Source organism: Streptomyces sp. NPDC085927 (genome assembly GCF_044540975.1).
In the GTDB taxonomy this organism is placed as follows: Bacteria; Actinomycetota; Actinomycetes; order Streptomycetales; family Streptomycetaceae; genus Streptomyces; species Streptomyces hirsutus.
Genome location: NZ_JBITSN010000001.1, coordinates 817,488 through 837,644 on the forward strand (window position 1 = coordinate 817,488; position 20,157 = coordinate 837,644).

A 20,157-nucleotide genomic window follows, 5' to 3' on the forward strand; every position below is an offset into this window, starting at 1 on the left:
CTGGGTGAGGCGGGCGTACATCGGGCCCGCTATGACCCTTGCCTCATGTCGGCAAGGGCCGGAAAGCGAGCCGAATTACTCGGCACCGCCCTGCTCGTCCTGCTTGGCGCGAAGCGCGTCCACGGTGCGGACGAGCTTCGACGGAAGCGCCTGGAAGAGCTGAGCAGCCTGGGACTGCTTGCCCTTGAAAGCACCCGCCAGCTTGGAGAGCAGAACCTCGCGGGACTCGAGGTCCGCGAGCTTCTTGATCTCGTCGGCGGACAGCGCCTTGCCGTCAAGGACACCGCCCTTGATGATGAGATTCGGGTTGTCCTTGGCGAAGTCACGAAGACCCTTCGCCGACTCCACCGGGTCACCGGTGACGAAGGCGACTGCCGTCGGACCGTTGAACAGGTCGTCCAGCGTCGTGATCCCGGCCTCGTTGGCCGCAATCTTGGTCAGCGTGTTCTTCACCACGGCGTACTGGGCGTTCTCACCGAGCGAACGGCGCAGCTGCTTGAGCTGGGCCACGGTGAGACCGCGGTACTCGGTCAGCACAGCGGCGCTCGAGTTGCGGAACTGGTCCGTCAGCTCGGCGACCGCGGCAGCCTTGTCGGGCCTCGCCATAGAGTTTCGGCCTCCTTCCGGGTGATTCGGACCGCGCGGACCCGAAGGAGGACTGGGGAAAACGAAACGCCCCGGCGCAGGCGCACGGGGCGAGGCTCAACCGGTATTCGCTTCCTCGCGGTCGCGAAGTCCGGGAACTCTTCCACAGTCACCTGCGCGGGTCGTCCGCAGTTCAGCGGATCCTTCGGCCACCGCACCCTCTTGCGAGTGCACGGTAACGACCAGCGGTCTTTGGCTTCCTCTGGAGAGTACGGGACCGGATCGCCGTGAGGCAAATCCGGTCCCGCCGGGACGTTCGGGACGGACCGTCAGGACGGACGACGGACCGTCAGGACGGCCCCTCCCGGCGGACGACGGACCGTCAGGACTGCTCCTCCCGAGGGTCGAACGTCGGGACGGTCCCGACCACTCAGACGTCGGCCCCGGCGTCCGCTCCGATGTCCGAGATTCCTTCCTCGAGGCCCTGCAGCATCTCGAAGAGGTCGACCGTGTCCTTGGCCGGCGGCGCCTCGACCTCGGCCTGGGCCCCGTAGTCGGAGTAGTGCGTGGTGATGTCGACCGTGCCCTCGTCCGACTTCATACCGAGGACCATCTTGACCGGGTAGTCGTCCCCGTTGACCCAGACCTCGGTGTCGTACCCCTTCACACCCGAGTTCTCGGCGTTGGCGATGAGCTCCTTGCGCTCCTCCCCGGAGAGGAAGTCCAAGGACTCGTTGCCCTTGATGATCTCCTCGAAGGTCAGCGTGCCCTTGTAGTGCTGCGCCTGGACACCGTCGACCTTCTGGGGGCCGACGTGCTTCAGGTTCGGCGACTCGAGCAGCAGGGCCAGCTGCTGGGCCGGGTCCTGGTTCATGCTCTCCAGGCTGCCGGTGATCTGCTTCTGCAGTTCCTTGCTCCCGGCCTCCTCGGCCATGGCCTGGAAGTCCAGCTTCATCCAGCGCTTGCCGTCCATCTCGACGGCCTGCTCCGCGCCCATGTCCGCGTACATGACGTCGTCGACCATGATCAGGCGGGTCTCGGAAGGCGCCTCGGGGTCGTCCCCTCCGAGGCCGGATCCCTTGATGGTCATATCCATGACCGCCGGGTCCCAGCCCTGGATCCCGGTCATCTCCATGGCGCCGTCGCCCGCCACGCCCACCATGTCCCCCATGCCCTGCATCTCGGCGGGCATCGACATGGTCATCCGGACCTTGGCGGACTTCGCTTCCGTCGTCTTCTTGAAGGCGGCCTGGAGCACCTCGGCCGCCTCGCCCCGGGACAGGACCTTGGGCTCCGCCGCCTTGTCCTTCGTTCCCCCGTCACCGGCCTGGCAGCTCGTGACGCCCGCGACGACCGTCACGGCCGCCACGCAGACACCCGCGCGCTTCCATGCGGACATGCCCATGAATCCCACCCCTGGTTGTTTCGCCCGATCAGTCAAGTCCGTTGAACCGTAACCCACCTGACTGACACTGCTGTACGAAAAAACCCGCCCCCGCGCCGTGGTGGGCGCGGGGGCGGGCTCGGGGCGTGCTCGGTGAGCGGACGGGCCGGACGGGCCGGCCCGAGGGGCTCAGACCGACGCCGGGTCCTCCTCGACGAGGAGGTTGCGGGTGCGGTTCGAGTCGAGCGGAATGCTGGGGCCGATCGTGGTGGTGATCGCGGCCTTCTTGATGTACCGGCCCTTCGCGGCGGACGGCTTCAGACGGAGGATCTCCTCCAGCGCGGCGCCGTAGTTCTCCACCAGCTTGGTGTCGTCGAAGGACGTCTTGCCGATGATGAAGTGCAGGTTCGAGTGCTTGTCGACGCGGAACTCGATCTTGCCACCCTTGATGTCGTTGACAGCCTTGGTGACGTCCGGGGTGACGGTGCCGGTCTTGGGGTTCGGCATGAGACCACGGGGACCGAGCACGCGGCCGAGGCGGCCGACCTTGCCCATGAGGTCCGGGGTGGCGACGACGGCGTCGAAGTCCAGACGGCCCTTCGACACCTCGTCGATCAGTTCGTCGGCGCCGACGATGTCGGCGCCCGCGGCACGCGCGGCCTCGGCACGGTCGCCGGTCGCGAAGACCAGGACCCGGGCGGTCTTGCCGGTGCCGTGCGGGAGGTTCACGGTGCCACGGACCATCTGGTCGGCCTTGCGCGGGTCAACGCCCAGGCGGAAGGCGACCTCGACGGTGCCGTCGAACTTCGAGGTGGAGGTCTCCTTGGCGAGACGGACGGCCTCGAGCGGGGCGTACAGCTTCTCCCGGTCGACCTTGGCGTCCGCAGCGCGGAGAGACTTGCTGCGCTTGCTCACGTATAGCTCCTGTGGGTTCTTAGGAGTCGTGGTCCGGGCCGAGCCGGCCCTTCCACACTTCTGCTTGGCTTACGGGGGGGGTGGAGGTCAGCCCTCGACCGTGACGCCCATGGAACGGGCGGTGCCGGCGATGATCTTCGACGCGGCGTCCAGGTCGTTGGCGTTGAGGTCGGGCATCTTGGTCGTGGCGATCTCACGGACCTGGGCAGCGGTGATCTTCGCGACCTTGGTCTTGTGCGGCTCGCCGGAGCCCTTCTCCACACCCGCGGCCTTGAGGATCATCTTCGCGGCCGGCGGGGTCTTGGTGATGAAGGTGAAGGAGCGGTCCTCGTAGACCGTGATCTCCACCGGGATGACCCAGCCACGCTGCGACTCGGTCGCGGCGTTGTAGGCCTTGCAGAACTCCATGATGTTGACGCCGTGCTGACCCAGCGCGGGGCCGACCGGCGGAGCCGGGTTGGCGGCACCGGCCTGGATCTGGAGCTTGATGAGCCCCGTGACCTTCTTCTTCTTGGGAGGCATGACTCTCCGGGTCCTTTCGATTCGGGTCCTGCCCGCGTACCGGGAATCACCCCGGACACAGGCATACCGCACAACGATAGCGGGTATGGATGTGCGGCCAAAAACCGAGCAGGTCAGGCAGACGCCTGAGCGTTCACCTGACCTGTTCGGAAGCTGTGGTCCAGACTGTCCGGGCTGTTCGGAACCGGGTCAGTTCTTCTGGATCTGGTCGAAGGAGAGCTCGACCGGCGTCTCGCGGCCGAAGATCTCCACCAGGCCCTTGACCTTCTTGGAGTCGGGGTTGATCTCGTTGATGGTCGCCTGGAGCGTGGCGAACGGGCCGTCGGTGACGGTGACCGAGTCGCCGACCTCGAAGTCCAGCACCTGGACCTCGACCTTGCGCTGCGGAACCGGCTTGCCCTCGGCCTCGGCGGCCTCGCGGGCGGCCTTCTCCTCGGCCTCCGGGGCGAGCATCTTGACGATCTCGTCCAGGGTCAGCGGGTACGGGTCGTAGGCGTTGCCCACGAAGCCGGTGACACCGGGGGTGTTGCGGACGACGCCCCAGGACTCGTTCGTCAGGTCCATGCGGACCAGGACGTAACCCGGGAGCTTGTTCTGCTTGATCGTCTTGCGGTCGCCGTTCTTGATCTGGACGACCTCTTCCTGCGGCACCTCGGCCTGGAAGATGAAGTCCTCGACGTTCAGCGAGACGGCGCGCTGCTCCAGGTTGGTCTTCACCCGGTTCTCGTAGCCCGCGTACGTGTGGATGACGTACCACTCGCCGGGCAGCGTCCGCAGTTCCTCGCGGAGCTTCTCGACCGGGTCGCGGTCGTCCTCGGCCTCTTCGGCCTCGGTCTCGTCGGCGGCGTCCTCGTCGGAGTCCGCGTCGTCGGCCTCTTCGGCCTCGGGGGTCGTATCGGCCGCCGTCTCGGACTCGTCCGCGGCGGCGTCGGCAGCCTCGACCTCGGCGGAGGCCTCGGAGGCCTCACTGTCCGCGCCCCCGACGGTGTCGAGCTCGTCCTCGACGGACTCGACCGGCTCGATGGCGTCGTTCACGTTCGGGTCAGACACGGTGGCTGCTTCTTCCTGGATACATAGGGGTGGAACACGCGAAAGGAGCGCCGGGTACCTCGGCGCTCTTCGCAGGCGGCTCAGCCGAATACGTACTTGGCGACGTGCCCGAGCCCGTAGTCGATCAGTGTGATCAGGCCGATCATGACGACCACAAAGATGATCACTGCGGTTGTGTACGACGTCAGCTGGTTCCGGGTCGGCCAGACAACCTTGCGAAGCTCCGCCACGATCTGGCGGTAGAAGAGCGCGAGGCGCTTCAGCGGGCCCTTCTTGGCCCGCTTGCCGCCCTTGCGGGTCTTCTTCTTGGAGTCCGGCGCCTCGTCCTCGGCATCAGGCATGTCGATGGAGCCCACGGCGTCCGTCACTCGTCCTCACCTGATTCCGGGTCATGGCCGTGCCGCGCCCGGTATGAGCCGCACGGCGGTGCATTGCTGTACGTACATGCGTACACATCCTGGCTAAGGTTGTGTGTAGCAGGGCCGGAGGGACTTGAACCCCCAACCGCTGGTTTTGGAGACCAGTGCTCTACCAATTGAGCTACGACCCTTTGTGTGTCCCCCAACGTACCGCATCCGGCCGGATGCTTGGTGTGCACCCGGTGAGCACGGCCGCGGAAGGCCAACGAGGTGTGAGTGTACGTGTTCCGGGGCCGGGCGTCGAACAGAAAGCGCCCGTGCCCGGTCTCCCGGCCGAAGATCGTCCTGACGGAGAGGGCCGGCGGAACGGATCCGGACTGGTGTTCAGAGGTTGACCAAGACCTGTTCAGTCTGTGAAACCCCCGTGCCGGGCGGGTTTCCGGTCTGGAACGATGGACCCATGAGCGCTGCAACCCCTCCCACCGAGCGCCGGGTCTCCGCCCGGGTCGGTGCGATCTCCGAGTCCGCCACCCTCGCCGTGGACGCCAAGGCCAAGGCCCTCAAGGCCGCCGGGCGACCGGTGATCGGCTTCGGCGCCGGTGAACCCGACTTCCCGACTCCGGACTACATCGTCGACGCCGCGATCGAGGCGTGCCGGAACCCGAAGTACCACCGCTACACGCCGGCCGGCGGGCTGCCGGAGCTGAAGGCCGCGATCGCCGCGAAGACGCTGCGCGACTCCGGCTACGAGGTGGACCCCGCCCAGGTCCTCGTCACCAACGGCGGCAAGCAGGCCATCTACGAGGCCTTCGCCGCGATCCTCGACCCGGGCGACGAGGTCATCGTCCCGGCCCCGTACTGGACGACGTACCCGGAGTCGATCCGTCTGGCCGGCGGTGTCCCGGTCGAGGTCGTCGCCGACGAGACGACCGGCTACCGCGTCAGCGTGGAGCAGCTGGAGGCCGCGCGGACGGAGAGGACCAAGGTCGTCCTGTTCGTCTCCCCCTCGAACCCCACCGGCGCGGTCTACAGCGCCGAGGACGCCGAGGCGATCGGCCGCTGGGCGGTCGAGCACGGTCTGTGGGTGCTGACCGACGAGATCTACGAGCACCTGGTCTACGGCGACGCCACCTTCACCTCGCTGCCCGCCGTCCTGCCGGAGCTGCGGGACAAGTGCATCGTGGTCAACGGTGTCGCGAAGACGTACGCGATGACCGGCTGGCGGGTCGGGTGGATCATCGGCCCGAAGGACGTCGTGAAGGCCGCCACCAACCTGCAGTCGCACGCCACCTCCAACGTGTCGAACGTCGCCCAGGTGGCGGCGCTGGCCGCGGTCTCCGGCTCCCTGGACGCGGTCGCCACGATGCGCGAGGCCTTCGACCGCCGGCGCAGGACCATCGTGCGGATGCTCAATGAGATCGACGGCGTGGTCTGCCCGGAGCCCGAGGGCGCGTTCTACGCCTACCCGTCGGTGAAGGCCCTGATCGGCAAGGAGATCCGGGGCAAGCGGCCGCAGAACTCCGTGGAGCTGGCCGCGCTCATCCTCGAGGAGGTCGAGGTCGCGGTCGTTCCCGGCGAGGCCTTCGGCACTCCGGGATACCTGCGGCTGTCCTACGCGCTGGGCGACGAGGACCTGGTGGAGGGCGTGAGCCGGATCCAGAAGCTGCTGGCGGAGGCACAGGACTGATCAGCGGCACAGGACTGACCGCAGGACCGGTTCCGTGTACTCGCGTGAGTACACGGGCGGGCCGTTTCCCTCGGGGGAGGCGGCCCGCTTCCGTTTCCCTCGTGCTGACGTGCGAGCAAGACCACGTTCGGGGAAAGCGCTACCGGGTCCCCCGGGAGGTGCGGCAGGATTTTGGAATGGAACGTGTACGTGATCTCTCCCTGCTGCCGAAGGCCCATCTGCACCTGCACTTCACCGGGTCGATGCGCCCCGCCACCGTGCTGGAACTGGCCGACAAGTACGGCGTACGCCTCCCCGAGGCGCTGACCGAAGCGCTGACCAGCGGAGAGCCACCGAGTCTGCGGGCCACGGACGAGCGGGGCTGGTTCCGGTTCCAGCGGCTGTACGACGCGGCGCGCTCGTGCCTGAGGGAACCGGAGGACATCCAGCGGCTGGTGCGGGAGGCCGCGGAGGAGGACCTCAAGGACGGGTCGGGCTGGCTGGAGATCCAGGTCGATCCGACGTCGTACGCGCCGCGGCTGGGCGGGCTGATCCCGGCGCTGGAGGTCATCCTGGACGCGGTGGACTCGGCGCGGCGGGACACCGGGCTCGGGATTCGGGTGCTGGTCGCCGCGAACCGGATGAAGCACCACCTGGACGCGCGCACGCTGGCGCGGCTGGCGGTGCGGTACGCGGACCGGGGGGTCATCGGCTTCGGGCTGTCCAACGACGAGCGGCGTGGCATGGCCCGGGACTTCGACCGGGCGTTCGCCATCGCGCGCGAGGGCGGGCTGCTGTCCGCGCCGCACGGGGGCGAGCTGTCCGGGCCCGCGTCCGTGCGGGACTGCCTGGACGACCTGGAGGCCGACCGGATCGGGCACGGGGTGCGGGCGGCGGAGGACCCGCGGCTGCTGCAGCGGCTCGCGGACCGGCAGGTGACGTGCGAGGTGTGCCCGGCGTCGAACGTGGCGCTGGGCGTGTACGAGAAGCCGGGGGACGTGCCGCTGCGGAAGCTGTTCGACGCGGGCGTGCCGCTGGCCCTGGGAGCGGACGACCCCCTGCTGTTCGGCTCGCGGCTGGCGGCCCAGTACGAGATCGCGCGCGAGCACCACGGGTTCACGGACGCCGAGCTGGCGGAGCTGGCGCGGCAGTCGGTGCGCGGGTCGACGGCGCCGGAGGCGGCCAGGGCGGAGCTGCTGGCGGGGATCGACCGGTGGCTGACGACTCCGGTGGGGTGAGGGCGGGCGGCTCCGGCCGGGTGAGGGCGGGCGGCTCCGGTGGGGTGAGGGCGGGCGGCTCCGGCCGGGTGAGGGCGGGCGGGCGGCCCGCGGTTCCTCAGAGGCCGACCCCCACCGTCACCGGCTCGTTGACCAGGGTGATGCCGAAGGTTTCGCGCACGCCGGTCACCACCTCGCGGGCGAGTGCCAGCAGGTCCTCGGTGGTCGCCTCGCCGCGGTTGGTGAGGGCGAGGGTGTGTTTGGTGGAGATGCGGGCCGGGCCGTCGCCGTAGCCCTTGGTGAAGCCCGCCTTGTCGATCAGCCAGGCGGCGGAGGTCTTGGTACGGCCCTCGCCGGCGGGATACGCGGGGGGCTCGGTGTCGGGGCCGAGGTGCTGCTTCGCCCGGGTCCGGAAGGCCGTGAACTCCTCGCCCGTGAGGATCGGGTTGGTGAAGAAGGAGCCGGCCGACCAGGTGTCGTGGTCCTCGGGGTCCAGGACCATGCCCTTTCCGGCGCGGAGCTTCAGGACCGTCTCGCGGGCCGTGGGCAGGGGGACGCGGTCGCCCGGTGCGACGCCGAGGACGCGGGCCGTCTCGGCGTACCGGACGGGACCGGAGAGGCCGTCGGCGTCCTCCAGGCCGAAGCGGACGCGCAGGACGACGTAGCGCTCGGGGTCGGCCTTGAAGCGGCTGTGCCGGTAGGAGAAGGCGCACTCCTCGTTCGTGAGGGTGACCGTCTCGCGGGCCCGGCGGTCGTAGGCGACGACCTCGGTGATGGTGGAGGAGACCTCCTGGCCGTACGCGCCGACGTTCTGGATGGGGGTGGCGCCCGCCGAGCCGGGGATGCCGGCCAGGCACTCGACGCCGGCCAGACCGGCCTCCACGGTGCGGGCGACGGCGTCGGTCCACACCTCTCCGGCCGCCAGTTCCAGGTGCGTGCCGTCCAGGGTGAGGCCCCGGGTGGCGATGAGGAGTGCGGTGCCGTCGAAGCCCTTGTCGCCGATGACCAGGTTCGAGCCACCGCCGATGATCAGCAGGGGCGTACCGCTGTCGTCGGCCTCGCGGACGACGGCGATCACTTCCTCGTCGGTCGTCGCGGTGACCAGCCGGGTCGCGGGGCCGCCCAGGCGGAACGTGGTCAGCGGGGCGAGGGGAGCGTCGTGGAGTTCCTGCACGGGCTCAAGACTAAGGCCCCCGCCGGACGGGGCGGCGGGGGCCGGGTGCGCTGTCGTACGCGTGCGCGGGTGCTTGCGCGGGCGCCGGTGTCCGCGCGGGGTGGGTCGTGCGCACGCGCGGGTGGGTGTTCACACGCGGAGGGGTGTTCGGGTGGGCCGGGTGCTCAGATGGGGCGGGTGCTCAGGTGAGCTGGGTGTTCAGGTGAGGCGGCGCCGTACTTCTGTCCAGTCGACGGAGAGGTCCTCGCTCTTCGCGGTCCAGTCGGCGAACTTGGCGTCGCGCATCTGCGGGAGGAGCCCGCGGGCGGTCGGCGCGTGCGGACCGGTACGGGCGAAGGCGCCGAGGGCATTCCGGGACTCCCAGGCGGACACGGTCCAGAACGTCCGCCGCAGCGGCTGCGCCTTCAGGGAGGCTCCGTACGCGCCGGGAGCCCTGCTCACCTGTCGCCAGACACCGGGTGTCTTGAGGAAGAACCGCAGGGCTCCCCAGAGGGTGCGGGTCTCGAAGCGGGAAGCGAAGACGTGCACTTCGGTGTGGGACGGCGGAGTGTTCGGGACGGTCCAGGGAAGCGTGGGCATGACCGGGTCCTTCCGTGGTGGGCGGGGCCCCCTCCGTGATGGGCGAGGGGTCCCTCTGTGATGGGTGGCGGGGTTCCAGAGGATTCCGAAGAGCTCGGGAGGGCTCAGGAGGCTGTTTCCAGTACCGGTTCGGGCGTCGGGCCGGCGGGGGGCGAGGTGGGGGCGGCGGGCCGCTTGCGGGCCGGTATGAACAGGGTCGCGACGCCTGCGAGGGCGACCGCCGCGGCGCCGGTCACCAGCGCCGGACGCATACCGTCGACGAAGGCCTGGCCGGATTCGTAGCCGCCCCGGGACGCGAAGATCGACGCCATGATCGCGATGCCGAGGGCGCCGCCCACCTCGCGCAGGGCGTTGTTGGCCCCGGAGGCGATGCCCTGTTCCTTCGGGCGGACGCTGGACATCACCAGGTTGGAGGCCGGGGCGAAGTACAACGCCATGCCGATGCCGCTGATGACCAGGGCGGGCAGCTGGGCGGCGTAGGAGGCGTCGGCGGTCGCCACCACGGCCAGGTGGCCGAGGCCGAGGGCCTGCAGGAAGAGGCCGGTGGCGACGACCGGACGGCCGCCGATGCGGTCGGAGAGGATGCCGGCGATCGGGGCGACGAGCATCGGCATGCCGGTCCAGGGCAGCATCCGCAGGCCCGCCTCGGTGGGCGTGTAGCCGAGCACGCCCTGCATGTACTGGGCGAGCAGGAAGATCGAGCCGAACATGCCGAGGAACATCAGCAAGCTGGCCGCGTTGATGCCGGAGAAGGCGCGGGAGCGGAACAGCCGCATCGGCAGCATGGGGTTCTTGGCGCGGATGCTGTAGAGCACGAAGCCCACGAGCAGCGCGGTCCCGGTGAACAGGCCGGTCAGGACGACGGTGCCGGTCCAGCCGTCGACGGGCCCGCGGACCAGTCCGTAGACGATGCCGAAGAGTCCGCCACTGGCGAGCAGGGTGCCGGGCAGGTCGAGCGGGGCTCCGGTGCCGTGGGACTCGGCGAGGCGCAGGCGGGCGAGCGGGATGAGGATCAGGCCGAGCGGGACGTTCAGCCAGAAGATCCACTGCCAGGAGATGTGTTCGGTGAGGCTGCCGCCGACCAGTGGTCCGGAGGCCACCGCGAGGCCGTTCACGGCGCCCCAGATGCCGTACGCCATACCGCGCCGCGCTTCGGGTACGGCCGCGGTGAGCAGGGTCAGGGTGAGGGGCATCATGACCGCGGCCCCGGCGCCCTGCACCGCGCGGGCGGCGATCAGGGAGTCGATGCCGGGGGCCATGGCCGCGGCGGCGGAGGACGCGGTGAAGACGGCGATGCCGGCGATGAAGAGCCGACGGCGGCCGAAGCGGTCGCCGAGTGCCGCACCGAACATCAGCAGGACGGCGAAGGTGAGCGTGTAGGCGCTCACGGTCCATTCCAGGTCGTGCAGGGCGCCGCCCAGGTCCTTGCGGATGGAGGGCAGTGCGGTGGTGACGACGAGGTTGTCGAGGGCCGCCATGAAGCCGGCGACGCTGGTGATGACGAGTGCCCAGGCGGCCGAGCCGCCGCGTGCGGTCTGTTGTGACATCGCTCCCCCAGGAGATGATGTTGTTAGTTATCGATGACTAACTTTCACGCGCAGAAAAAGGCGGCACCACAACGCCTTCCCCCCCTTCGGTCGCTTCCACCACAGCCATCCGGTCCATCCGGTCCCTCGGATTCGTCGGACCCATCGGATTCGTCGGACCCATCGGATTCGCTGGATTCATTGGATTCATCGCATCCACCGGTGGCGCCGCTTCCTACTCCTTCGGCGGTCCCTCGGCCCGCGCCGAGAGGTCCAGCCCTTCCCAGATCCGGTGTCCGGCCGGGAATCCCATGGCGGACAGGCAGTTGATGAGCATGCCGTACCCCATGAAGGTCGTCGTCTCGCGCACGTCGGCCCCCAGGGCGAGGTGGACGGTGTCCCACAGCCGCAGCCAGCCGGCGCGCACGCTCGCGCCGAACTCCTCGTCGCCCTCCTGTTCGGCAGCCGCCACCGCGAGGTACATCTGCATCTGCATCATGAGCAGCTCGGGCCGCTCCGCGATGGTGTGCGTATAGGCGGTCGCCATGGCGTGCAGGGCTTCTTCGCCCTCCAGCCCATCGGACGCCTCCGCGAACATGCGGATGGTGTCCTCCACGCAGCGGTCCGCCGCCGCCAGGAAGATGGCCTTCTTGCCCGGGAAGAGCCGGAAGAGATACGGCTGCGAGACGCCGACCCGCTTGGCGATCGCCTCGGTCGACGTGCCGTGGTAGCCACCGCGGGCGAACTCGGCGCTCGCCGCGCGGATGATGCTCTCGCGCCTCTCCGCCGCACTCATCCTGACCATGCCGCCAAGTTAGTACTCAATCACTAACTACGTCAAGAGGCGGGCCCGGTATGACGTGAGGGGCGTTCTCCATGGAGAACGCCCCTCACGTCGTACCACGCGACGCGGTTTTCCGGTCAGGCGAGCCGTACGACCGCCCGCGACATCCCCAGCACCTTCTGCCCGGCGCTGGTCGCCGTGAGGTCGACGCGGACGGTGTGGTCGTCGAGCTTGGCCGCGACCTTGCCGGTGACCTCGATGACGGCGCCCTGGTCGTCGTTGGGGACGACGACCGGCCTGGTGAAGCGGACGCCGTACTCGACGATCGCACCCGGGTCGCCCACCCAGTCGGTGACCACGCGGATCGCCTCGGCCATGGTGAACATGCCGTGCGCGATGACGTCGGGCAGGCCGACTTCCTTGGCGAACTTCTCGTTCCAGTGAATGGGGTTGAAGTCGCCGGAGGCACCCGCGTACTGGACGAGGGTGGCCCGGGTCACGGGAAACGTCTGTGCGGGCAGCTCGGTGCCGACCTCGACGTCGGCGTAGGAGATCTTCGCCGTCATGATGCTGCTCACGCCTCCTCGGCGGCGCGGGCCACCAGCTTGGTCCAGGCGGTCACGACGTGCTCGCCGGCTTCGTCGTGCACCTCGCCGCGGACGTCCAGGATGTCGTTGCCCGCCATCGACTTGATCGCCTCGATGGTCGAGGTGACGGTGAGCCGGTCACCGGCACGCACCGGGCGGCGGTAGGCGAACTTCTGGTCGCCGTGCACCACCCTGCTGTAGTCCAGGCCGAGCTGGGGGTCGGTGAAGACCTGTCCGGCGGCTTTGAAAGTGATCGCGAACACAAAGGTCGGCGGGGCGATCACATCGGGGTGGCCGAGCGCCTTGGCGGCCTCCGCGTCCGTGTACGCCGGGTTGGCGTCACCCACCGCCTCGGCGAACTCGCGGATCTTCTCCCGGCCCACTTCATAGGGAACGGTGGGCGGGTAGCTCCGCCCCACGAAGGACTGGTCGAGCGCCATGCGCGCGGCACCTCCTGTGTCTCGTGCGGCCCTGGTCGGCCGGCGGGAAGAACAACGCGAGGCCGCCCCCGGCTACGGGGACGGCCTCGCGTACGAGCCTGATTTATCGCGTTTCGCGGTGCGCGGTGTGCGCCTTGCAACGCGGGCAGTGCTTCTTCATCTCCAGACGGTCCGGGTTGTTACGCCGGTTCTTCTTGGTGATGTAGTTCCGCTCCTTGCACTCCACGCAGGCCAGCGTGATCTTCGGGCGGACGTCGGTGGCAGCCACGTGAGTGCTCCTTGGACGAACGGGATAATGAGAATGAATGAACGCAGAAAGAGTAGCCGATCGAAGGACCGACCCCGCAATCGGCTACTGTGTGTAGCGGTGACCGGACTTGAACCGGTGACACAGCGATTATGAGCCGCTTGCTCTACCGACTGAGCTACACCGCTGTGATGCGATCGATTCCCGCCTCGCGACGGGAACCTCACACACCAGAGCCCCAAAACGGAATCGAACCGTTGACCTTCTCCTTACCATGGAGACGCTCTGCCGACTGAGCTATTGGGGCGAGCGAGGAAGACATTACACGCTCCGCCGCCGTTCACCCAAATCCGTTTCGCGGCCCCTGTCCCACCCTGTCGGTCACTCCCTCCCGACGGTCCCGGACGTCACGTCCAGCTCTCCGCGGCACCCCCGCCGCACCACGACGGCCCCTGCCCGGCCACGCCGGTACGACTATTGCTGACTCTTACGCTCCTCCCGGCGAGGAACGAACCTCCGCCCTAGGCTCGACTCACTCTGCGTGATCTTCCCTCTGTGTGATCCTGCGACAACCGTGCGCAGTGCGAGCCTCAGGAGCGCGATGCCCGACAACCGGCCGCAGCCGCCGCCCCCCTCGTCGCCCGTACCGTCCCCGGGCCCGTCCGACCCGGCGCCGCTCCTGCTGTGCGGCGCGCGGCTCACCGACGGCCGGACCGTGGACGTACGGCTGGGTGGCGGGCGCATCGAGGCGGTCGGCACGGCCGGCAGCCTGACCGCGGACGGCACCCGTACGGGCGGCACCCGGGTCGACCTGGCCGGCCATCTGCTCCTCCCGGCCCCCGCCGAGCCGCACGCCCACTCCGACACCGCCCTGTCCGCGGCATCCGACGGCCCCCTCTCGTACGACCCCCACGACGTCCGGAGCCGGGCGACGGAGGCCGCACTGCTCCAGCTCGGGCACGGGGCGACGGCACTCCGGGCGCACGTGCGCGTGGACGACATGACCGGACTCGGCGCGCTCACCGCCGTACTGCAGGCGGGGCGCTCGCTGCGCGGGCTGACCGAGCTGACGACGGTGGCGATGCCGCGCGTACTGACCGGGGTGGCCGGGGCCGACGGGATCGCGATGCTGCGGGACGCGATGAAGATGGGCGCGTCGGTGGTGGGCGGCTGCCCGGACGCCGACCCCGATCCCACGGGGTACGTGGAAGCGGTCCTGGAGGTCGCCGCCGAGCACGGCTGCCCCGTCGACCTGCACACGGACACCGCCGACCCCGCCCGCGTGGCCCGGCTCGCCGCGATGGCGGGCGGGCTGCGGCCCGGTGTGACGCTCAGCCCGTGCGGCGGCCTCGGCCGGCTGCCCGCCGAGGCGGCCGCGCGTACCGCGGACCACCTGGCGGCGGCCGGGGTGACCGTGGTGTGCCTGCCCCAGGGCGGCTGCGGGGGCCTCGACCGCCGGGGCACGGGCACGGCTCCGGTACGGCTGCTGCGCGCGGCGGGCGTACGGGTGGCGGCCGGGAGCGGCGCCCTGCGGGATGCGTCGAACCCGGTCGGCCGCGGCGACCCGCTGGAGGCGGCGTACCTGCTGGCCTCCCACCACGGGCTCTCCCCCGAGGACGCCTACGAGGCGGTGAGCTCGTCGGCCCGCGCCGCCCTCGGGCTGCCCGAGGTACGGGTGGAGGCGGGCTTCCCCGCCGAACTGCTCGCGGTCCGCGGCGACCGGCTGCCGGCGGCGCTGTCCCTGGCGTACAGCCGGATCGTGGTGCACCGGGGACGCGTGGTCGCACGGACGAGCGCGGTACGGGAGTACTGCGGTTCGTCGAGGACGGCCACCGAACCGGAACCGGAGCCGATGACGGAACCGGCGACGGGCCTGCCCCGACAGGGCCGGGCAGGAGCCACGTAGCCCCTCCGCCGGTACCTTCCGTTCTTCCCGTCGTTCCCGCTGCTCCTGTCGCTGCTCCTTTCGCTGCTCCTGTCGCTGTTCCCTTCGTTGCTCTCCTTCCGGGTCGTGCCGTGCGGCGGATGCGATCGTCGCGGCGTACGGTCGAAGGCATGCGCATTGTCATCGCTGGTGGTCATGGTCAGATCGCGCTGCGGCTGGAACGGTTGCTCGTCGCGCGCGGGGACGAAGTGGCGGGCATCATCCGCAAGCCCGAACAGGCCGACGCGCTGCGGCAATTGGGCGCCGAGCCGGTCGTACTCGACCTGGAGTCGGCGTCGGTGGCGGACGTCGCGGAGCAACTCCGGGGCGCGGACGCCGCGGTGTTCGCCGCAGGCGCCGGCCCGGGGAGCGGCACGGCACGCAAGGAGACGGTGGACAAGGCCGCGGCGGTCCTCTTCGCCGACGCCGCGGTCCGCGCGGGCGTGCCGCGGTTCGTGGTCGTCTCGTCGATGGGCGCGGATCCGGCCCACGAGGGGGACGAGGTCTTCGACGTGTACCAGCGCGCCAAGGGCGAGGCCGACGCGTACGTCCGCGGCCTGAACGCCCTCGAATGGACGATCCTGCGCCCCGGCATGCTCACCGACGACGCCGGCACCGGCCTGGTCCGCCTGGAGGCCCACACCGGCCGCGGCCCGATCCCCCGCGACGATGTGGCCGCCGTCCTGGCCGAACTGGTGGAGGGCTCCTCGACGGCCGGCCTGACCCTGGAACTGATCAGCGGCCCCGTGCCGATCCCGGTGGCGGTGAAGGCGGTGGCGGGCGAATGAGCCGCGGGAGGGCCTCGGGGGGACGCGGAAAGCGTCTCGAGGACGGCTAGAACAGCGGCATCTGCCCCGGGAACTCCGGTACGACGTACCCGTCCAGCGACGGCTGTTCGGCGCCGGACCGGGCATACCGGCGGGACCCCGGGCACGAGGTGAGTTCCCCGCTCCCCCGGGCGCCGGGCGGATCGTGACGCGCGTACCGCCCGGCCACGACGGCGATCTCACGACGGCACTCGGGACAACGCCTACGACGTGACGACATCCCGCCAGTCTCCCCGAGCGACCCGCCCCGCACATACCCCACAACAAACGCGAGGACCCCCTCCGGACTGCGATATCGCAGTCCGGAGGGGGTCCTCCCTTGTGGCGGCGCCAGGATTCGAACCTGGGAAGGCTGAGCCGGCAGATTTACAGACTGCTCGCGATCTGGGGGCTCAGCTGCGCATTCACTTCATGAGCAGCGTCCTGCCCCTCGGATGCCCCACGGTTGGGCAGTGACACTGCTACTCCTGGGGCCCACCTTCCGTGCGACGCTCAGTCTCAAGCTTGCCCTGCCACTTACCCGGGGCCCAAGCGACGTGCGCCTTCTCCTTACGGAACACCCCCGACGGACGGCTGATGGCCACCCAGATACGGCCGCAGACGCCGACTAGTGCAGCGATGGCAGCGATAGAAGCGGCCCCCACTCCCAAGTAGGCGAGGGTGAGGATGACGGAGAGAATCCCCACGAAGGCGAGGAAGTCAAAGAGACGAGCGATGTTTGAGTAGGAGGGATCCGTGCGGGGGGTCACTCTTTTTCGCCTTCCTTCGGCGGGCAGGAGCCCGAGTTAATTTCTGACCCAAGCTTGCCTTTGGAAGCAGGTGTTGCAGAAGCCGCAACAGCGGCGTTGCTCTCGTTTGGCAACACGGTCGCAGGTGTTGCTCTTGCGGCAACGGGCATCCTTGCTGCAGAGTTTTAACAACCTGCGCCAGCAGACCTTCGAGTCTCTGACCAGGTAAGACATGGCGTTGCAGGAACGCCAACGGCGGGTGTTGCCGGTCACGCAACACCCAGGGGAGGGGCAGTGTGGGGGCGCTAGAACCTATTGGCGACGCAGCAAGCGAAGAAAACCGCGCGCTAGCTGAAGCCTTGCGGACACTCTTCGATTCACTCGGCATTTCAATGCGCAGATATGCGGCTCGCTGTTACACCGATCCGGGCACTCTTTCTCGCTATTTCAAGGGCGTACGTGTTCCGTCATGGAACTTCATCATCAATCTGCTCGCGCATGTGGCAGAGGAGCGTGAAAGTCAGACCAGCGATGAGACAGTGGCGCTTTTACGCCAACTGTATGTCCGCGCGGCTGGAAGCAGTGGGGGAACAAGGAGAACAGCCGACCTTCAGCGCTTGCTTGAGGAGGCCGATGAACAGGCGCGGGAAGCAGCTTCCCTTGAACGTCTACTTCGACAGGCGCTGCACGAGTCGCAGCAGCAGGTAGATCACCTAACCGTGGAACTCAAGGCGTTACGTGCAGTCAGGGCAGCAGATAGGCAGGCAACCAAGGCAGAAATTGAGTTGTTTTCCTCTGAAGCCGAGGATCTACGCAAGGAAAGAGAACAGCTTCAAGCTGAAATCGACGTCCTTAAAAAACAACTCAAAGAAGCAATGAATGCTCGAATTCTAGCGGAAGAGCGATGCGATCAACTAGAACGGCAGATCGAAAGCGTCGAACACAAGGAGGATGAAGAACCCACCGTTCATTCAGAAGTGCGCGTCACAACAGATAAGGCGCACCCTGAAGCGGACGCAGAGAAGAGTGCGGCTCGCGTCTACGCCACACCTCAAGAGCAGATGGCCGCAGCTATGGAAAGAATAGCAACCCTTCAGAGAGAGATAGAAGAGACTAAACGCGAGCAACTCCGCCAAGAATCGACATCATCTCTGAGGGATCACCTCCTATCTGCCTCACCAGAAGAGAAGGAAGTCGGTAACAAGCCTCGCAGCCTCGCTGTCCGATTCGGCTATGGCCCTGATCAGGTCCTACGCAGAGTAGATGCAGCCAATAGGGTCAACCCCGAGGACGTGCGTCCCATTCTTACTCGAGCACTCGACTTGCAGGCGGGTGAAGAAATCGAACGGACACGTCTCCTCCTTCAATCGATGCCCCCTCAGGTCCAAAACATCTTCCAAAACATCGTCAAATATGCTGTCAAGGGGTCGACTATCGCCGGTCAACGGAAATCTCAAGAATCGCGGCAGCCTGATTGACTCACGAGGTGGTCTATGACTGCAGCGACATCCCCGGCTACGCTGGTACGCACCACTTTAGAACGGAGAGTGCTCCGCGGATGGGACCGAAGACGGCCAAGGTCTACGAAACGCTTCATACGCGGCTCGCGTCAGGCGAGTACGCCCCTGGTGACAAGTTCCCCTCGGAACGCACGCTTGTGGAGGAACTCGGCATCGGCCGGACGGCACTACGGCAAGTGCTCGCCCGTCTCGTTGCTGAGGGGAAATTGGAGGTGCGAGGGCGAAGCTCGTACCGAGTACCGGGAGCGGTGAGCGTCCAGCGCCCGAACGGCGTGGAGCCATGGCGCATCCGCGGTGAGCGCGACCTGTACGACAACCGGTGGGTCAAACTTCAGCTCTGGGACGTGGAACCGCCCGGTATGAAGCCGTTCGAACATCACGTGGTGAAGCTGCATCACGTGGCCATCGCCGCCGTCCTCGATGATCAGGACCGCGTTCTGATGATGTGGCGGTACCGCTTCGTACCACAGCAGTTCGGTTGGGAGTTGCCGGGCGGAATCGTCGACGCCGGCGAGGAGCCGGCCGAGACGGCGCTTCGGGAGGTCACAGAAGAAACGGGCTGGCGTCCGAAGTCGCTGGAGCACGTCGTGACCTATCAGCCCATGGTGGGCATGGTCGACTCGCCGCACGAGATCTTCGTAGGTCACGGGGCGGAAAGGGTTGGCGAGCCGACCGACCTGGAGGAGTCAGGGCACATCGAGTGGGTTCCGCTGGCCGACGTTCCGGGGCTCATGGCCCGCGGTGATCTGATGGGGTCCGGCACCCTCGTTGCCCTGCTGCACATCCTGGCGAACCGGCGCGCGCAGGGGGCTACGCCCGCGCGCTGAGCATGTCGACGCGACGGCGTTGCCGCACCGAACCGGTGCGGCTCGCCAGCAGCCGGGCCTGCCTCAGGTGGGTGTGGGCGTCGTCGTACTCGGCTCGCGACAGGTGTGCGTGCGCCAGGTCGGCATGCAGACCGGCCCTGGCCCGTACGAATGTCGAATCCATGTCTTCCAGTGCCCCATACAGGCTGGTGACCGCGTCGCCGTCGCCGAGCAGAGCGAGTACGTTGCCCTGCCATCGGGCGAGGTGGGATCCATTCAGGAAGATGCTCAGCATGTCGGGGTCTCGGTCTTCCGGACCCGGCGGAATGGTCGCCAGGGCGACATCGAGCGCGCGACGGCTGTCGTTCGGCATGCCGGCATGAGCGCAGATCTCCGCTTCAGCTGCGGATAGCCACGCCAGGAGTCGAGCGGAACCGGCTTGGCCGACGGTACGCCGCGCGTCTCGCACAAGTTCGACACCGAGGGCCGGCCGCCCGGCCTCGCAGAGCACGTACGCCTGTTCCGCCATGGCATGGGCGAGATACATCGGGGCTTCCGCGTCGCGCGCTGCCCGTTTGGCAAGTTCGTAGTGACGCCATGCGCGCTCGACCGCTCCTGAGTCGATGGCCTGCCACGCTGCGAGGGTCGACGCACCCGCGAGAGCGAGAGCCACGGGCCGACGGACGGCCGGCAGTACGGCGAAGTTGAGCGCGTCTTCGAGAGCGCCAAGGTGGCCCGTCATCTGGTCGACCAGGCTGGCCGCGCCTCTCTGCCGGTCCATGGTGCGCAGCAACTCGGTTTGGTCGTTGAACGACTTCACCATGGACTCACTGACACTTTCGGCCGCATCGATCCGGCTGAGCAGTTCGTCATAGCCATCGGCGGACGGCACCACCGGTGCCGGCGCGGTATCCCTCAGTTCCCCATCGGTGATGCCGAGAAGCTGCCGCAGGACGACCGCGTACCGGTCCGAGATGGCGCGCTTTCCGTTCTCCCACTCGGACACATACACCCGCAGACTCGCGGTCGACGCAACGTCCGTGACGTTCCGCCGGGCGTACTGCTCGATTTCGCGAACCAGTCGCTCCTGCGACCAGCCGCGCGACTTCCGCGCGCTTCGAAGTCCTGTGCTCACAGGCCACCGTCCGGCGATAGATCCCTTAACCGTCTCTCACAGCATGCCGCACATCGCCGCAGGTCAACAGGGGTTAACAGGACAGGAGTTAAGCCCTGTTGGCTACCGGCGACCCCACCTCGAACGGTCTCCTGGAGAGGCACCGCAACAAGGTGAACGCCACCCGAATCGGCGAACTACCT

Annotated in this window: 21 protein-coding genes and 4 tRNA genes; 6 read left to right on the forward strand and 19 right to left on the reverse strand. The window is 68.2% G+C overall.

Annotation, left to right across the window (positions count from 1 at the left end; translation table 11 throughout):
- Window positions 1-75: 75 nt before the first annotated feature.
- From rplJ to ACIF80_RS03755, 7 genes are all read right to left on the reverse strand, one after another.
- Window positions 76-606 (reverse strand): 50S ribosomal protein L10, encoded by a 531-nt coding sequence (rplJ, locus tag ACIF80_RS03725; RefSeq protein WP_399798866.1) that lies wholly within the window; start codon window positions 604-606, stop codon window positions 76-78.
- Window positions 607-1,015: 409 nt separating this feature from the next.
- Complete coding sequence (locus ACIF80_RS03730) at window positions 1,016-1,990, reverse strand: hypothetical protein (RefSeq protein ID WP_399798868.1); 975 nt, start codon at window positions 1,988-1,990, stop codon at window positions 1,016-1,018.
- A gap of 168 nt (window positions 1,991-2,158) precedes the next feature.
- Window positions 2,159-2,884: a 50S ribosomal protein L1 gene (gene rplA, locus ACIF80_RS03735; RefSeq protein WP_399798870.1), complete on the reverse strand. Its 726-nt coding sequence runs from the start codon at window positions 2,882-2,884 to the stop codon at window positions 2,159-2,161.
- Window positions 2,885-2,971: 87 nt separating this feature from the next.
- Entirely contained in the window at window positions 2,972-3,406 is a 435-nt protein-coding gene (rplK, locus tag ACIF80_RS03740; protein ID WP_030736361.1) for a 50S ribosomal protein L11, read from the reverse strand.
- Window positions 3,407-3,595: 189 nt separating this feature from the next.
- Complete coding sequence (nusG, locus tag ACIF80_RS03745; RefSeq protein WP_399798873.1) at window positions 3,596-4,456, reverse strand: transcription termination/antitermination protein NusG; 861 nt, start codon at window positions 4,454-4,456, stop codon at window positions 3,596-3,598.
- A gap of 80 nt (window positions 4,457-4,536) precedes the next feature.
- On the reverse strand, window positions 4,537-4,824 hold the full coding sequence (gene secE / locus ACIF80_RS03750; RefSeq protein WP_055570299.1) for a preprotein translocase subunit SecE: 288 nt from the start codon (window positions 4,822-4,824) through the stop codon (window positions 4,537-4,539).
- 109 nt (window positions 4,825-4,933) lie between these two features.
- Window positions 4,934-5,006: transfer RNA gene (locus ACIF80_RS03755), tRNA-Trp, on the reverse strand.
- Window positions 5,007-5,275: 269 nt separating this feature from the next.
- On the opposite strand from ACIF80_RS03755, the gene ACIF80_RS03760 reads away from it, so the two are divergent.
- Both ACIF80_RS03760 and ACIF80_RS03765 read left to right on the forward strand, forming a co-directional pair.
- Window positions 5,276-6,502 carry a pyridoxal phosphate-dependent aminotransferase gene (locus ACIF80_RS03760; RefSeq protein ID WP_388433433.1) on the forward strand — a complete coding sequence of 409 codons (1,227 nt, stop codon included), beginning with the start codon at window positions 5,276-5,278 and terminating at the stop codon, window positions 6,500-6,502.
- 176 nt (window positions 6,503-6,678) lie between these two features.
- Window positions 6,679-7,719 carry an adenosine deaminase gene (locus ACIF80_RS03765; protein WP_399798876.1) on the forward strand — a complete coding sequence of 347 codons (1,041 nt, stop codon included), beginning with the start codon at window positions 6,679-6,681 and terminating at the stop codon, window positions 7,717-7,719.
- A gap of 97 nt (window positions 7,720-7,816) precedes the next feature.
- Here the strand turns inward: ACIF80_RS03765 and ACIF80_RS03770 are convergent, their stop codons facing one another.
- From ACIF80_RS03770 to ACIF80_RS03810, 9 genes are all read right to left on the reverse strand, one after another.
- Window positions 7,817-8,872, reverse strand: coding sequence for a UDP-N-acetylmuramate dehydrogenase (locus ACIF80_RS03770; RefSeq protein ID WP_399798878.1), 1,056 nt, complete (start codon window positions 8,870-8,872; stop codon window positions 7,817-7,819).
- 198 nt (window positions 8,873-9,070) lie between these two features.
- On the reverse strand, window positions 9,071-9,451 hold the full coding sequence (locus ACIF80_RS03775) for a DUF3291 domain-containing protein (protein WP_399798881.1): 381 nt from the start codon (window positions 9,449-9,451) through the stop codon (window positions 9,071-9,073).
- Window positions 9,452-9,555: 104 nt separating this feature from the next.
- Window positions 9,556-10,998: a DHA2 family efflux MFS transporter permease subunit gene (locus ACIF80_RS03780; RefSeq protein WP_399798883.1), complete on the reverse strand. Its 1,443-nt coding sequence runs from the start codon at window positions 10,996-10,998 to the stop codon at window positions 9,556-9,558.
- Window positions 10,999-11,212: 214 nt separating this feature from the next.
- Window positions 11,213-11,782 carry a TetR/AcrR family transcriptional regulator gene (locus ACIF80_RS03785; RefSeq protein ID WP_399798886.1) on the reverse strand — a complete coding sequence of 190 codons (570 nt, stop codon included), beginning with the start codon at window positions 11,780-11,782 and terminating at the stop codon, window positions 11,213-11,215.
- A gap of 116 nt (window positions 11,783-11,898) precedes the next feature.
- A complete protein-coding gene (locus tag ACIF80_RS03790) occupies window positions 11,899-12,327 on the reverse strand; it encodes a MaoC family dehydratase (RefSeq protein ID WP_399799428.1) in 429 nt (142 codons plus the stop codon).
- 8 nt (window positions 12,328-12,335) lie between these two features.
- The gene (locus ACIF80_RS03795) at window positions 12,336-12,788 is read right to left on the reverse strand and encodes a MaoC family dehydratase N-terminal domain-containing protein (protein ID WP_399798889.1); all 453 of its coding nucleotides are present in this window, start codon (window positions 12,786-12,788) and stop codon (window positions 12,336-12,338) included.
- A 103-nt stretch (window positions 12,789-12,891) separates the two neighbouring features.
- Window positions 12,892-13,056, reverse strand: a complete 165-nt coding sequence (gene rpmG / locus ACIF80_RS03800; RefSeq protein WP_006347275.1) for a 50S ribosomal protein L33 — start codon at window positions 13,054-13,056, stop codon at window positions 12,892-12,894.
- 94 nt (window positions 13,057-13,150) lie between these two features.
- Window positions 13,151-13,223 (reverse strand) — tRNA-Met (locus ACIF80_RS03805).
- A 46-nt stretch (window positions 13,224-13,269) separates the two neighbouring features.
- Window positions 13,270-13,342, reverse strand: a tRNA-Thr gene (locus ACIF80_RS03810).
- Window positions 13,343-13,636: 294 nt separating this feature from the next.
- On the opposite strand from ACIF80_RS03810, the gene ACIF80_RS03815 reads away from it, so the two are divergent.
- Together ACIF80_RS03815 and ACIF80_RS03820 are read left to right on the forward strand one after the other, a co-directional pair.
- Complete coding sequence (locus ACIF80_RS03815; protein WP_399798891.1) at window positions 13,637-14,941, forward strand: amidohydrolase family protein; 1,305 nt, start codon at window positions 13,637-13,639, stop codon at window positions 14,939-14,941.
- A gap of 149 nt (window positions 14,942-15,090) precedes the next feature.
- Complete coding sequence (locus tag ACIF80_RS03820; RefSeq protein WP_399798894.1) at window positions 15,091-15,747, forward strand: NAD(P)H-binding protein; 657 nt, start codon at window positions 15,091-15,093, stop codon at window positions 15,745-15,747.
- A gap of 46 nt (window positions 15,748-15,793) precedes the next feature.
- Here the strand turns inward: ACIF80_RS03820 and ACIF80_RS03825 are convergent, their stop codons facing one another.
- Together ACIF80_RS03825 and ACIF80_RS03830 are read right to left on the reverse strand one after the other, a co-directional pair.
- Window positions 15,794-16,006, reverse strand: coding sequence for a hypothetical protein (locus ACIF80_RS03825; RefSeq protein ID WP_381024096.1), 213 nt, complete (start codon window positions 16,004-16,006; stop codon window positions 15,794-15,796).
- 102 nt (window positions 16,007-16,108) lie between these two features.
- A tRNA-Tyr gene (locus ACIF80_RS03830) sits at window positions 16,109-16,189 on the reverse strand.
- Between the two features lie 621 nt (window positions 16,190-16,810).
- Here ACIF80_RS03830 and ACIF80_RS03835 point away from each other — a divergent pair.
- Both ACIF80_RS03835 and ACIF80_RS03840 read left to right on the forward strand, forming a co-directional pair.
- A complete protein-coding gene (locus ACIF80_RS03835) occupies window positions 16,811-17,992 on the forward strand; it encodes a hypothetical protein (RefSeq protein ID WP_399798896.1) in 1,182 nt (393 codons plus the stop codon).
- An 80-nt stretch (window positions 17,993-18,072) separates the two neighbouring features.
- Window positions 18,073-18,861, forward strand: a complete 789-nt coding sequence (locus ACIF80_RS03840; protein ID WP_399798898.1) for an NUDIX domain-containing protein — start codon at window positions 18,073-18,075, stop codon at window positions 18,859-18,861.
- Here ACIF80_RS03840 and ACIF80_RS03845 read toward each other — a convergent pair.
- Entirely contained in the window at window positions 18,845-19,852 is a 1,008-nt protein-coding gene (locus ACIF80_RS03845) for an XRE family transcriptional regulator (RefSeq protein WP_399799430.1), read from the reverse strand. The genes ACIF80_RS03840 and ACIF80_RS03845 overlap by 17 nt on opposite strands.
- Between the last annotated feature and the right edge of the window lie 305 nt (window positions 19,853-20,157).

Coding starts and splice junctions, on each gene's coding strand:
- rplJ (WP_399798866.1), bottom strand. CDS start 606: ATGGCGAGGCCCGACAAGGCTGCCGCGGTCGCCGAGCTGACGGACCAG.
- ACIF80_RS03730 (WP_399798868.1), bottom strand. CDS start 1,990: ATGGGCATGTCCGCATGGAAGCGCGCGGGTGTCTGCGTGGCGGCCGTG.
- rplK (WP_030736361.1), bottom strand. CDS start 3,406: ATGCCTCCCAAGAAGAAGAAGGTCACGGGGCTCATCAAGCTCCAGATC.
- ACIF80_RS03760 (WP_388433433.1), top strand. CDS start 5,276: ATGAGCGCTGCAACCCCTCCCACCGAGCGCCGGGTCTCCGCCCGGGTC.
- ACIF80_RS03765 (WP_399798876.1), top strand. CDS start 6,679: ATGGAACGTGTACGTGATCTCTCCCTGCTGCCGAAGGCCCATCTGCAC.
- ACIF80_RS03775 (WP_399798881.1), bottom strand. CDS start 9,451: ATGCCCACGCTTCCCTGGACCGTCCCGAACACTCCGCCGTCCCACACC.
- ACIF80_RS03780 (WP_399798883.1), bottom strand. CDS start 10,998: ATGTCACAACAGACCGCACGCGGCGGCTCGGCCGCCTGGGCACTCGTC.
- ACIF80_RS03785 (WP_399798886.1), bottom strand. CDS start 11,782: ATGGTCAGGATGAGTGCGGCGGAGAGGCGCGAGAGCATCATCCGCGCG.
- ACIF80_RS03790 (WP_399799428.1), bottom strand. CDS start 12,327: ATGACGGCGAAGATCTCCTACGCCGACGTCGAGGTCGGCACCGAGCTG.
- ACIF80_RS03795 (WP_399798889.1), bottom strand. CDS start 12,788: ATGGCGCTCGACCAGTCCTTCGTGGGGCGGAGCTACCCGCCCACCGTT.
- ACIF80_RS03815 (WP_399798891.1), top strand. CDS start 13,637: ATGCCCGACAACCGGCCGCAGCCGCCGCCCCCCTCGTCGCCCGTACCG.
- ACIF80_RS03820 (WP_399798894.1), top strand. CDS start 15,091: ATGCGCATTGTCATCGCTGGTGGTCATGGTCAGATCGCGCTGCGGCTG.
- ACIF80_RS03825 (WP_381024096.1), bottom strand. CDS start 16,006: ATGTCGTCACGTCGTAGGCGTTGTCCCGAGTGCCGTCGTGAGATCGCC.
- ACIF80_RS03840 (WP_399798898.1), top strand. CDS start 18,073: ATGGGACCGAAGACGGCCAAGGTCTACGAAACGCTTCATACGCGGCTC.